Source organism: Sphingomonas sp. So64.6b (assembly GCF_014171475.1).
In the GTDB taxonomy this organism is placed as follows: domain Bacteria; phylum Pseudomonadota; class Alphaproteobacteria; order Sphingomonadales; family Sphingomonadaceae; genus Sphingomonas; species Sphingomonas alpina_A.
The window spans coordinates 3,500,556-3,513,619 of the sequence record NZ_CP048817.1; the positions used below are offsets into that span (position 1 = coordinate 3,500,556).

9 protein-coding genes are annotated in these 13,064 nt (G+C 62.4%); 5 read left to right on the top strand and 4 right to left on the bottom strand.

The features are described 5' to 3' along the window. Positions 1–32: 32 nt before the first annotated feature. Entirely contained in the window at positions 33–1,655 is a 1,623-nt protein-coding gene (locus G4G27_RS16705) for an AMP-binding protein (protein WP_183109696.1), read from the bottom strand. A gap of 76 nt (positions 1,656–1,731) precedes the next feature. Continuing rightward, complete coding sequence (locus G4G27_RS16710; RefSeq protein ID WP_183109697.1) at positions 1,732–2,709, bottom strand: nitronate monooxygenase family protein; 978 nt, start codon at positions 2,707–2,709, stop codon at positions 1,732–1,734. 200 nt (positions 2,710–2,909) lie between these two features. On the opposite strand from G4G27_RS16710, the gene G4G27_RS16715 reads away from it, so the two are divergent. Then, on the top strand, positions 2,910–5,516 hold the full coding sequence (locus tag G4G27_RS16715) for a LuxR C-terminal-related transcriptional regulator (protein ID WP_183109698.1): 2,607 nt from the start codon (positions 2,910–2,912) through the stop codon (positions 5,514–5,516). 137 nt (positions 5,517–5,653) lie between these two features. Beyond that, the gene (locus tag G4G27_RS24025; protein WP_202049596.1) at positions 5,654–6,118 is read left to right on the top strand and encodes a hypothetical protein; all 465 of its coding nucleotides are present in this window, start codon (positions 5,654–5,656) and stop codon (positions 6,116–6,118) included. 185 nt (positions 6,119–6,303) lie between these two features. Here the strand turns inward: G4G27_RS24025 and istB are convergent, their stop codons facing one another. Together istB and istA are read right to left on the bottom strand one after the other, a co-directional pair. Continuing rightward, positions 6,304–7,035 (bottom strand): IS21-like element helper ATPase IstB, encoded by a 732-nt coding sequence (istB, locus tag G4G27_RS16725; RefSeq protein ID WP_275944100.1) that lies wholly within the window; start codon positions 7,033–7,035, stop codon positions 6,304–6,306. Then, positions 7,035–8,549, bottom strand: a complete 1,515-nt coding sequence (istA, locus tag G4G27_RS16730; RefSeq protein WP_183109255.1) for an IS21 family transposase — start codon at positions 8,547–8,549, stop codon at positions 7,035–7,037. The genes istB and istA overlap by 1 nt, the downstream gene beginning before the upstream one ends. A 387-nt stretch (positions 8,550–8,936) precedes the next feature. On the opposite strand from istA, the gene G4G27_RS16735 reads away from it, so the two are divergent. The 3 genes from G4G27_RS16735 (at position 8,937) to G4G27_RS16745 (ending at position 13,064) form a co-directional block, all read left to right on the top strand. Then, positions 8,937–9,683: a type IV toxin-antitoxin system AbiEi family antitoxin gene (locus tag G4G27_RS16735; protein WP_244624376.1), complete on the top strand. Its 747-nt coding sequence runs from the start codon at positions 8,937–8,939 to the stop codon at positions 9,681–9,683. After that, positions 9,676–10,596, top strand: coding sequence for a nucleotidyl transferase AbiEii/AbiGii toxin family protein (locus G4G27_RS16740; protein ID WP_244624377.1), 921 nt, complete (start codon positions 9,676–9,678; stop codon positions 10,594–10,596). The genes G4G27_RS16735 and G4G27_RS16740 overlap by 8 nt, the downstream gene beginning before the upstream one ends. A 431-nt stretch (positions 10,597–11,027) precedes the next feature. After that, positions 11,028–13,064, top strand: coding sequence for a conjugal transfer protein TraG (locus tag G4G27_RS16745; protein ID WP_183109700.1), 2,037 nt, complete (start codon positions 11,028–11,030; stop codon positions 13,062–13,064).

The following is a 13,064-nucleotide window of genomic DNA, read 5'->3' on the forward strand; positions in this document are numbered from 1 at the left end:
ACACGAACGGGCAGACGGGCGAGGCATCGCGCTCATTCAGCGCAGTGAAGCATTAACGCCGCAAGAATTGGCATGATCGTGTCGCGCGCTCCTCGATCCACTCGCACAGCAATACGGCCATCTTGCTCTTCCACGCTCCAACATTCGTCGGGCACGCCCAAGGGATCGAGAAGACTGTGCAGAACTGTGGCGGCCGCAACCGCCCGCATCGCCGGCTTATAGGGTTTGCCCGCACCAGTCAGCGGGAGGCGATGCATCACCTCGATATGCCTGGGAACCGCGGGCCCTTCGACCCGCGCGCGAATTGCGTCTGCTATTTCTGCCAGGGTCGCTATGCCGCCCGGCTTCAACTGAACAAACAGATAGGGTACTTCGCCGGCATACTGGTCCGGCGCCGCGACTGCAGCCGCGCCTTCGACCGCCGGGTGCGTCAGAGCCGCTTCCTCGATCAGCGCAGCGTCGATATTATGGCCGCTACGGATGATGATGTCCTTGGCTCTGCCAGTCAGAGACAGGTTTCCCGCGTCGTCCATTACGCCGAGGTCACCGGTGACCAGCCAGCCATCGGCGTTGAACAAGTCGCCGTTCAAGGTTGCATCAAGATAACCCGGCCCGATGGTCGCGCCCCGCGCTAGAATGTGGCCGCGAACGCCAGGGGGAACGGTAGAGTCTGCGTTTCGCGGATCGTCGACCACGCGCAGTTCGACGCCAGCCGCCGCAGGCCCGACCGAACCAGCTTCATATATCTTTCCAGCGACGCGGCTGGCGAGCATCCCTGCGCTTTCGGTCATTCCGTATACAATGGTGACGGCTAGGGCCCAGCGCTCTGCAAACAGCGTTTCGACCGGGAGCGGCAGCGCCGCACCGCCCACGATGATGCTGCGAAGCGCCGCCGGACGGCGTTGCGGCAGTTGAGCCGCGACCGCCGCGACGATCGTCGGCACGCCAGCGATGATCGTCACGGCGTGTCGCTCGATCATCGGCCAAAAAGCGTCCCGAAAGCCTGCAGCGCGCGCGCCTTGGTGCGTCGGCAGGAGCTGGCAGGCACCGCTCAGAATCGTGGACAGTCCGACGCAAATCGACCCGGCCACATGGAATAGCGGCAATGGGTTCAACACGGTATCGCCTGCATGGATTCCTGCGCGTTGGGCAAATCCCAGGGCGGCCGCGACTTGGTTACGCTCTCGGTGCAGCGCAAGCTTCGGCGCACCGGTCGTTCCACCGGTGTGGAATGCCGCAATCACACGATCATGATCCACTGGTGCGGGGCTGAACTTCGCGAGCGCGGTATCGCTGGCCAGCCGTCTCAGCGCGTCGTGGGTAAGCACGTGCCGAAGCTGCTGTCCGTGATGATGCAGAGCGGCGTCTCGCGCCGCATCATCTTCGACAATCATGATCGTCGCCTGACCCTTCTCCAAAAGATGGGAGACATGATGGTGCGGCAGCAACCCATTGATGGGCATCGCGATCCCGGCAATCTCTGCGGCCCATAAAGCGATCTGTGCGTCGGGCGTATTCGGCAAGATCAGCGCGATCGCCGACTGATCGCCGAGCATGAGCGAACGAAAAAGAACCACGATACGCAGCGTGCGCGATACGAATTCAGCGAAGCCAAGTTCGACGACTCCGGCGTCGGCGCTGAGCTCCGTGATCATGCGAAAGGCGGGCCGGTCGCCATGCTCCTCGCCAAGTGCACGAAACCGCTCGGCGAGCCCTGTGTCGGATCGCTTCTTAACGTGCGGCATGATTGACGATCCGCTGCACCGCGTCCCGGTATTCATGCTGTAGTCGTTCGACGAGTTGCCTGGTCGGGACTATCGACTCGATCGGCGCGATTCCCTGCCCGCAGCCCCAGATATCGCGCCAGGCCTTGGTGGCGCCGGATCCGAAATTCATCGCGCTTGGATCGCTTTCGGGAAGTCTGTCGGGATCGTATCCCGCGGCGATCACCGAGGCTCGGAGATAATTGCCGTGAACGCCGGTAAACAGGTTGGAATAGACGATATCCGCCGCGCCGCCTGCCGCCACTGCCTGTTTATAAGCATCACTGGCCCGCGCCTCATCGGTCGCGATGAACGCCGACCCGATATAGGCGAAGTCCGCGCCCATCGCCTGCGCCGCCAGGATCGAGCCGCCTGAGGCGATTGCGCCGGACAGCGCGACCGGCCCGTCGAACCAGCGCCGGATCTCCTGCATGAATGCAAATGGCGACAGGCGCCCGGCATGCCCGCCGGCGCCCGTGGCCACCGGGATGAGACCGGTTGCGCCCTTTTCGATCGCCTTGCGGGCGAAGCGGTCGTCGATCACGTCGTGTAGCGTGATACCGCCATAGCCGGCGACCTCGCGATTGAGATCTTCACGCGCGCCTAACGACGTGATGACGATCGGAACCCTGTATTTCGAACACAGCGCGATGTCCTGATCGAGTCGGTCGTTCGACCGATGCACGATCTGATTGACGGCAAAGGGCGCGGCCGGCGTATCGGGATGTCGGCGGTCCCATACCGCGAGCGCCTCCACGATTTCGGCCAGCCACTCGTCCAACTCGCTGGCCGGACGCGCGTTGAGCGCGGGGAAAGATCCGATCACACCGGAGGTGCACTGCGCAATGACCAGCGCCGGGTTCGAGATGATAAACAATGGCGAAGCGATTACCGGCAACCGCAAGGGCCGGGAAAGGGGACCATCCGGAATCACAGCTTGTTGCATTTCGGGCGAGATCGATTGCCGTGTAAACGATGGTCTGGCACGATGTGCTTCTCCCTTCCCTGCGAGCGAACTACAAGCCCGGTACCTGACGCTGATCGGCGAGCCGCCGCTTGAAAGTATGGTTGGCGACATCGTGACACCCATACTTTCGTGGGGCCTTGCCCGAGCGGATCATGCTATGGCCGCGCTTGAATTGAGGGATGATGGGCAAGGTCTTGAGCTTCGGACAGAGAGTCGCCCTCCGCACAGCGGCAGCGCCTGTGGCGCCCAGCGGCTGGCCGCGCACCCGACTCTCCTCGCTTCTCGATGATGAGCGCGCGCCACACACGATCCTGCTCCACGCGCCAGCCGGGTTCGGAAAAACGACGCTGCTCGACCACATCGTCAGTCACCACAAAGTCTTGGGACGACGGGCGGTTAGCGTGACACTGGGAGAGGCCGATCGCAGTGAAGCGGCTTTCGACGAAAAACTGTCGCTTGTTGTCGAGGATGCGCGGTCCGAGCCCTTGCTGCTCGTGTTCGACGGCCTCGAACATATCCAAGGCCATCCGGCTGAAAAGCGCCTGCTGCGCCTTGTCGAATCACTTCCCGAGAACCTCCGGCTGGCCATCGCGTCGCGCGAATATCCGAGCCGCGGTGTCGCTCGACTTCGCCTGAGCGCAAAGCTCAGATTGGTCGGCGCGGAAGAATTGCGCTTCACCGTTGATGAAACTCGCGCGTGGCTTGCTGCCACTGATGTGCATCTATCGAGCGAAGAGCTTGCCGAACTCTGCAAACTGTCTGACGGGTGGCCAGCGGCAATGGGAATGGCAGCATTGGCGCTGGCCGCGCCGGGGACGAGAAGGGCCTTGTCGCTGACGACCGACATCGCGGCTTGGCCATTGTTGAGGCAATATGTCGATGACGAGCTGTTCGGGCTGCTGTCGGACAATCTGAAATGTTTCGCTCTTGAGACAGCGGCGCTGAGTCGCTTTACGCCTGAACTCGCTGCCCTGGCGACCGGCCGGGAAGATGTGGAGTCCTTGATCACCGGTCTTGAGCATTCGGGCCTTATCGTCCGCGAGGTCGAGGATCATCTGGCCCAGGGCTGGGTTCGGTTTCAGCCACTCGTGGCGCGTTGCCTGGAACGACGGCTCGAGACGGATGCGCCCGAACGGCGGCTGGCGATTCACCGTGAAGCCATGGCCTGGCATAGCGCCGGTGGACGGTTCAGCGATGCGATCCGTCATGCCTTCGCCGCAGGCGAAACCTTGGCGGCGGCAAACCTGCTCGAGGCCGCCGGCCGGGAGCGTCGTCGACAGGGCCATGCGAGCGGCAGCCCGGAATGGTCAAGGCATCTCTCAAGCGAAGGTTTTGCGGCACATCCGCGTCTGCATGTCGATGCGGCATGCTCTCTCGCGGCGAGGTTCGACCTCGAGGCAGCGCGAGCCCATCTCGCCACCGCACGGCAGCGCTTCAACGATCTTGAGCCTGTCGTCCGTGACGATCTGCTGGCCGTCGATGCGATGATAGCGCTTTATGCCGATCGGCCCGAGATCTGTCTTGAGGCAGCCGAGCGTGGCCTTCGTGAATGCGAAAACGGCGATCCCTACACCTTGGGGACACTGCGTTCGATCGCTGCGGTCGGCTGGATCGCCCGATCATCGCTCGACAAGGGTCGCCAATTCGCTCTGGAAGCGCTTGCGGACAACGATCGCGCTGGAAGTGCCTTTGGAATGGCCGTCGCGCACGCGATCATCGGCCAGACGGAAATGATCGCTGGTAATGCGGTTCGCGCGTTCGAGGCTTGGCGAGCCGGCGAAGCCCGGATTGTCGGCGCGCGCGGCGATCCTGCGGTGGAGAAGATCGCTTTCGCCTACATGCCTTCGCTGCTTTACGAGTGGAACCGGTTGGACGACGCGGATACTTATCTTGCCCGCTGTGCCGAAGGGCCGATGGAAATCCTTCTTCCGGACATGATTATGTCGCTGGCGCTGACCGAAGCTCGCCTCGCGCGGGCACGCGGCCGCTCGGAACAAGCTGATCGGGCGCTGATCCGCGCTGAAACAACCGCAGCCGCAAAGCACTGGCCGAGACTGTTGCATGCGGTCCGCGCCGAACGGTTACGCAGCGTCGTCCTTTCCGGACACGAGCGGGATGCGCGGCGCCTCCACGCGGAGTTCATTGCAGACGGTGGGTTCCGTGAACTTCCGGGAATCATGTCGCCGGCATTAGAGACCGAATCCTATCTGATTGCAGAGCTACGGTTCGAAACGCATTTCGCAGGAACACCGGCAACGATTTCGCGGCTACGGGCCGCGTGCGCGAAGGCGCTGTCGACCAATCGCAATATACGGGCGGCCAAGTTGCTTGCCCTGGAGGCGATCTGTCGTGACAGCCTTGGAGATCGATCGGCAGCAATCCGGACGATGCGGCGTGCGCTCGAAATCGGTTCTCCAGGGCGCTTGATCCGAACAATTCTAGATGAGGGACCTCGTGCACTCGCCCTGGTGAAAGCAACAGTCGAGACCCTTGATGCAATGTACGGCGCGATATCGACCGACTATCTCGGCGCAATTATTGGCACCGACCCTGCTTCACTTCCGCAGGTCCCTTCCGAAGTCGTGCAAGTCGACCGACTCTCGAGCCGGGAGAAGGAAATCCTGAGGCTCGTATTCGATGGATATAGCAACGCGCTCGTCGCGCGGAAGGCAGCGCTTTCCGAGAACACGGTGAAGTGGCACCTGCAGCACATTTATTCCAAACTGGGTGTCTCGAACCGCACAGGTGCCGTCGCCGTTGCTCGCAGCCTTGGATTGTTCGGATAAGATTGGATGCGGGCATTGGCGCCCCCATCCGTCGGCCTTCAGGCCGCGCAGGTTCGCCGTTCTTCAAGCTAAGGCCTGCTTGGACGTCTGCATGAGAATACCGGCTGTGGTAAGGACTCGCTCATCAGAGCCGGTAGATGTCGGTTGCGGCGAAGGCGACGCCGGACATGGCCGTGTGCCAGATTGCCATTCCCGCCTTCGATGCGAGGAATCAAGGGATCGCGTCTATCCGGTCGCAAACCCACTATCCGCGGGCGCACTCCGTGGCCGAGGAGATCGGGCAAATCGCCAATCTGAAGATGATCGACCATAGCATCCGCGAAGCCGGCATCAGGGTATTCTGCGCCCCGCATCGCCGCTGGGAGCCGGGTGACTATGAAGACTGGTGCCATCCCAATCCTCCCAGCTCGCCGTCATGCACCGCCATTACTTCGCACGTGGCGAATGGGGCGGTGCATGGCATCCCGACTTTGTTCCGAAGCCCGGCGATATCATCGCCAAAGAACACTGGGGGCAGAGCGGTTTCGCCAATGGCGACGAACGACATCAAGCCGCAAGCGCCGATGTTCCGGCGGCTTCGTAGTCACCACGTGTCCAGATAGCGGGCCGCTGCGAGGAGTGGCGGGTCTTCTCAGAGCTGTCAATCGGCGCGGCAACGGGGACCGGGATCGGCATGTAAAAGGAGACCACTCACGTGCCGTCGTTCTGGGGGATGTCGGCGTAGGGCGTAGCCCGGAGCCGACATCCCCCAGAACGACATCCTCTTTGGCAGCGGCAGCGACGGCGCTCAGCTTCGGTTCTTGAACCGCCAGCTCTCGTTGCCTGTCTCGACGATGTCGCAGTGATGGGTAAGTCGATCGAGCAGCGCGGTCGTCATTTTCGCATCGCCGAACACGGTCGGCCATTCGCCGAACGCCAGGTTGGTGGTGACGATGACCGAGGTGTGTTCGTAAAGTCGGCTGATGAGGTGGAACAGCAGCTGCCCGCCAGCGCGTGCGAACGGCAGATAGCCAAGTTCGTCGAGGATCAGGAGGTCCAGCCGCGACAGATGCTCGGCAAGCTTGCCGGTGCGGCCCTGAAGGACCTCCATCTCGAGCCGGTTCACCAGATCGGTGGTATTGTGGAAGCGAACGCGGGCACCGGTGCGGATGCAACTGCGCGCGATGGCGATACTCAGATGCGTCTTGCCCGAGCCCGTACCGCCCACCAGCACGACATTGCGCTGGTTGGCGAGGAACGCCCCGGTGGCGAGATCGCGAACCAGCGCTTCGTTGATCGGCGTGCCGGCGAACTCGAACTCGGCGACCTCCTTTGCAAGCGGCAGCTTGGCGATCGTCATCTGATACTTGATCGAGCGGGCATGCTTGTCGGCGATCTCCGCCCGCAACAGATCGCCGACGACATGCTGAACGGGATACTGGCGCTTGATCGCATCGGCGATCACCTCGTCATAGGCCTGGCGCATACCGGCGAGCTTGAGGTCGCCCATCAACTCCAGGATCTGGTGGCGCTCCATCATCACGCCGCCTCACGAAGCGGGGTCAGCAGGCGATCGTAGCGGCCTGCATCGGCGATCGGCTCGATCTCAAGCCGCAGATGGTCGGGTGTTGCAATGGTGGGCTCCACCGGCGCCGATCGGGACCGGGCCAGGATGTTGAGCACCACATCGGCGCTGGCCACCCCGTTCGCGAGTGCTTCGGCAGCGGCGTTCTCCACGGCGTCAAGACCATCGACGGTAATGGCGGTGAGGATCTTGACCATCTGGCGGTCGCCATCGCTGCTCTCCTTCAAACGGGTGCGCAGACGCTCCAGTCCTGACGGCAATGCGAGTTGCTTGAACGGCGCGCCGTTCCTCAGCGCACCCGGCTTCTTTGCCAGCACCGGTACGTAATGCCACGGATCGTAGATCGTCTGATCGCGACCGTAGCGCCGCGCATGCTCTGCAACGATATCATCACCCTGCCGGATAACGATCCGGTCGGCATAGGCGTGGACCTCCGCCGGGCGGCCCAGTGCGCGGGCCGCGACCGAGTACTTGTTGTAATCGAACCGCACGAGCAGTGTTTTGGAGACGGTCGCGGTCACCGCATGGAAGCCATTGAACGCCGTCGTCGGCAGCCGCATCAGCGCCGCCTTCTCGTCGTCGAACACATCGGCGACGGTCCGCTCGCGCAACTCGGGATGACGATGGGCGCTGGCATGTTCGATGCAGCGATCGAGCAGCCAGGTGTTCAGCTCCTCGTAGCTCGCAAAGCGCAGCCGCGGGGTGAAGAAGCGCTCGCGCACGAGGCCAACCTGGTTCTCGACCTGTCCCTTCTCCCAGCCAGCTGCCGGCGTGCAGGCGGTCGGCTCGACCAGATAATGGCTGCACATCTGCAGGAACCGCCGGTTGAACCGGCGTTCCTTGCCGAGGAACACCACGTCCACCGCCGTCGACATATTATCGTAGATGCCGCGCGTGCAGACACCGCCAAAGAAGGCGAACGCTCGTGCATGCGCATCGAACACCATCTCCTGCGTCTCGCGCGGATAGGCCGCCACGAAGAACATCCGGCTGTGGGAAAGCCTGACGTGCGCGACCTTCACCGTCGTCGTCACGCCCGCCATCACGATCACTTCGTGGCTCCAGTCGAACTGGTACGCTTCGCCAGGATCGAAGCTCAGTGGCACGAACGCGGTCGCCGTCCGCCCCGCTTCCTCGCGTTGCCAGCGACGGGCATGGCGGCGAACAGCATCGTAGCCGCCCTCAAATCCAAGCCCGCGCAGCACCTCATATAACCTGATCAGCGTCAGACGTTCGCGGCGTGGCTTGCGTTCGTTCTCGGCCAACATCTGCTCCAGCGCGGCCGCGTGGCCACCCAGCTTCGGCTTGGGCTCCGCAACCCGCGTGTACGTGAACACGGGCTCCTCCGCCTCGATCGCCTTGCGCACCGTCTTGCGCGACACATGCAGTCGACGCGCGATCTCCCGCACCGACAACTTCTGCACGAAATGCGCGCGCCTGATCCGTCCTATCGTCTCCACCGTCGTCATCCTCCACCTCGTCGCCAGCCAACACAGCAGGCGAACATAGATGACCCGGAAGGTGGTCCCCGTTTAGGTGCCGATTACCGGGTCAGGTGGTCCCCAATCTCACGCCGAAACACAGGGTAGGTGACATTCACGCCGTGATTTCGAGCTCTCCTTGTCTATTTTATCGCAGGCACTCACAGAACTAACCGCCATGTGACAAACCCTCTGACAGGATCAAAATCTCTCAGGGGATTTGTAACAAGGTCGTGCCAGCTTTGGCCGAAAGCATTGAATTATTCTATTGAAATATATCATGTGTATGATTGGGGAAGATATTTCGATGTTCGCATTGCGAAACATTGAAAATTATGCCATAGATATACCATGGGGCTATCACGATCGGAAAAATTGAGGTCGCTGCTCGACGCTTGGGAGCCACAAAGCGTTGCGACCAGCACCTATCTCAAGACTCTCGGAATAACGTCGCAGGATCTTCAGAACTACACCTCGTCGCGCTGGCTGACCTCGCTCGGCCGCGGCGCCTTCAAACGTCCGGCGGAGACGGTGACCTGGCAAGGTGCGGTGCACAGCCTCCAAACCCAACTGCGGTTACCCGTCCATGTGGGAGCGCTGACCGCGCTCGAGATGTCGGGAAACAGCCACTATGTGCGGTTCGCCGCCACCAAAGCTTATCTGTTCTCACCGCTCAACGTCGCGTTACCGCTCTGGTTCAGAACCCATTGGGGCGATGACGTGCGGCATGTCCAGACCAAACTCCTGCCTCCCGAACTCGGGCTGACAGAGCAGCAGGCGCCCGAGGGCTTTGCGTTGAGGACATCTGGTGTCGAACGCGCCGCCCTGGAACTGCTACATCTCGCACCCAAAGAATTCGACCTCGTCGAAGCCGGAATGATCATCGAGAGTATGACCTCGATACGGCCCAAACTCATGCAGAGCCTGCTCGAGCAATGCACCTCCATCAAGGTACGCAGGCTGTTCCTCTACCTTGCGGAGCGCGCCAACCTGCCGGTGATGCGCCATCTCGACCTTGACGGGATCGATCTGGGGGCGGGCGATCGTAGCCTTGTGCCGAACGGGCGCTATGTCGCGAAATATCAGCTTCTGCTTCCCAAGGAGCTGGTCGATCATGGCTGAGCCTTATCGCGACCAGGTTCGGCTGCTGCTCGACATTCTGCCGCTGGTGATGGCGGAGCCGGTCTTCGCGCTCAAGGGCGGCACCGCCATCAACCTGTTCGAATGGGACCTGCCGCGCCTGTCGGTCGATATCGATCTTACCTATCTGCCCAACCATGATCGCAAGGAGTCGCTCGCCGCGATCGGCGAAGCCTTGGCGGGCATAGGTGCCGAGATCGAGCGTCGATTGCCGCCGACCCGTGTCACCCAAGCGAGACAGGGCGGCGAGGGCATGGAGGTAAAGCTCAATTGCCAGCGCGTCCGCACCCAGGTGAAGATCGAGGTCAATCCCTCGCTGCGCGGCCATCTGATGCCGGTTCGCGATCTGACCTGTTCCGACCAAGTTCAGGAGCAATTCGAAGCCTTTTTGGAGGCACGCTGCGTGTCACACGGCGAGTTGTTCGGCGGAAAGATCTGCGCGGCACTTGACCGGCAGCATCCTCGCGACCTGTTCGACGTCAAGCGCCTGCTCGACCGGGAAGGCCTGACGGACGAAGTTCGCCTGGGCGCGATCGCCGGCTTCGTCAGCCACGGCCGCCCGATCGCCGAACTCGTCGATCCCGCGCGCAAGGATCAGCGCGAAACCTTTCGGTCCCAATTCGAAGGCATGCCATTCGAGCCTTTCACCTATGACGATCACCAGGCAACGCTCGAGCGACTGGTCAGCGCGCTTAGCGGATCGTTCACCGATGACGATCGCGCCTTTCTCCTGTCCTTCGAGGCCGGCGATCCGGACTGGAGCCGCTTTCCGATCGCAGCGCTGGCCGAGTTGCCCGCGCCGCAGTTCAAACTGATGAACATCCGCAAATTTCGTGAAGCCAGCCCGGAGCGCCACAAGGCGGTTCTCGGCACGCTGGAGAAGTCGCTGACATAGGGCCTGCCTACCCGCTTATCTGTCCGAAATTTGTAGATGTATTTCGGACAAAGCTCCAACCAGCCTGATGCCCGGAAGGACTCGAACCGCCCCGTCCATTCACGTCCACCCTTTTCCATGAATCCAGATCGTGCTATTGATGGCTTCGGCGACTTCTCAAGTCTATGATTTGATTGAGAAATCAACCGCTTAGGCGGCGCCCCAGAAAGCTCTTCTGGCACTGATGTCCAGTGGCTCCGGCGCAAGCCCGGCCTCAATCAGTATTATATGCTTCCTCGCTCAGTTGCTTGCAGCCTTGCCGTCCCCGACGCGCGTGGAGTCCCTACATCGACTCTCGGTGGCACCAGACAGGCACTGATGCCGGGAGCCTGATTAGCGGAATTTAGCGGCCGAGCCCGCGCAGACTGATTCTGGTGCGGGCGGAGGCCCGCATGACCCCGACCAAACTCCTCATCGGACAAATCATTGTCGTGTTCGCCATCATTCTGGCGGGCGTGTGGTTCGCGACGCAATGGGCAGCGGCGGAACTGGCCTATCAGCCCGAGCTTGGCCGGCCCTGGTTCATCGCATTTGGCCGTCCGATCTACCTGCCCTGGGCTCTGTTCGGCTGGTGGTTCTCGTTCGAAGCCTATGCCCCGGTGCTGTTCGAAAAGGCTGGCGGGATCGCCGCAGCAAGCGGTCTCGTCGGATGCGGAGCCGCGATCTTCGGATCGCTCTGGCGTGCGCGCCAGCGTAACAATCTCACCACCTACGGCTCTGCCCGCTGGGCGAATGCCAAGGACATCCGGGCCGCCGGGCTGCTCACGGACGCCGGTGTGTTCCTCGGTCGGACAGGACCCCGTTATCTCCGCCATGACGGTCCCGAACACATCATGGCGTTTGCGCCGACGCGGAGCGGCAAGGGTGTTGGCCTGGTCGTACCAACCCTGCTCGGCTGGTCGGGCTCGGCCGTCATCCACGACATCAAGGGCGAGAACTGGCAACTGACCGCCGGCTGGCGGCAGCGCTTTTCGCACTGCCTGCTGTTCAATCCGACCGATGCGCGCTCGGCGCGATATAATCCGCTGCTCGAAGTTCGCCGCGGCACCGACGAGGTGCGCGACGTCCAGAATATCGCCGATATCCTCGTCGATCCTGAAGGGGCGCTCGAGCGTCGCAGTCATTGGGAGAAGACCAGCCATTCGTTGCTGGTCGGCGCGATCCTCCACATCCTCTATGCCGAGGAAGAGAAGACGCTGGCACGCGTCGCCACCTTCCTGTCCGATCCGCAGCGCCCGTTCACGGCGACGCTGCGGCGGATGATGACCACCAATCATCTCGGTACGGCCGACGCGCCGATCGTCCACCCCGTAGTCGCTTCGGCGGCCCGTGAAGTGCTCAACAAATCCGAGAACGAACGCTCCGGCGTGCTGTCGACGGCAATGTCGTTCCTTGGCCTCTACCGCGATCCGACCGTCGCGACGGTCACTTCACGGTGCGATTGGCGCATCGCCGACCTCGTCGAGGGCAAATCACCGGTCTCGCTCTATCTCGTCGTCCCGCCGTCCGACATCAGCCGCACCAAGCCGCTGATCCGCCTCGTGCTCAACCAGATTGGCCGACGGCTGACTGAACACCTTCATGCGGAGGACGGAGCCAACGCGGCGAACCGCCACAAGCTGCTCATGATGCTCGACGAGTTTCCAGCGCTCGGCCGCCTCGACTTCTTCGAGACCAGCCTAGCCTTCCTCGCCGGCTACGGCGTGCGCGCCTTCCTGATCGCGCAGAGCCTCAACCAGATCGAGAAGGCGTATGGCGAGCACAACGCCATTCTCGACAATTGCCATGTCCGCATTGCCTTCGCGACCAATGATGAGCGGACGGCGAAGCGGATTTCCGACGCGCTCGGTACGGCGACCGAGCAGCGCGCAATGCGGAACTATGCCGGGCACAGGCTCGCACCGTGGCTGGCCCATGTCATGGTCAGCCGACAGGAGACCGCACGCGCATTGCTGACGCCCGGCGAGGTTATGCAGCTTCCCGCGACCGACGAGCTCGTGCTGGTCGCCGGCACACCGCCGATCCGGGCGACCAAGCTGCGCTATTTCGAAGACAGCACGTTCAAAGCCCGCGTATTGCCGCCGCCTGCCCTCGTCGACGGCGACTATCCCGATCGGCCAGTGTCGCGCCCAGACGATTGGGCAGGGATCGTGCGCGGTATCGACGCGCGCCTTGGCGCCGCCACCGACAATGACAGTGACGATGTCGGCGGTGGTCTCGAACAGGCCCGCCATCCCGGACAGGAAATTGACCGGACGATCTCACCCGACCCGATCACCGCTGATCCGCTCGGTCTCGCCGAAGACGACGGCGATCTCGCCGCCGACCAGCGCGCCATGGACCAAGCCCGCGCGCTCGGCACGGCACGCACCGTCTATGCGATCGACGCGGCTGATCATCGGCCCGGCGATCTGCAGCTGGATCTCTGA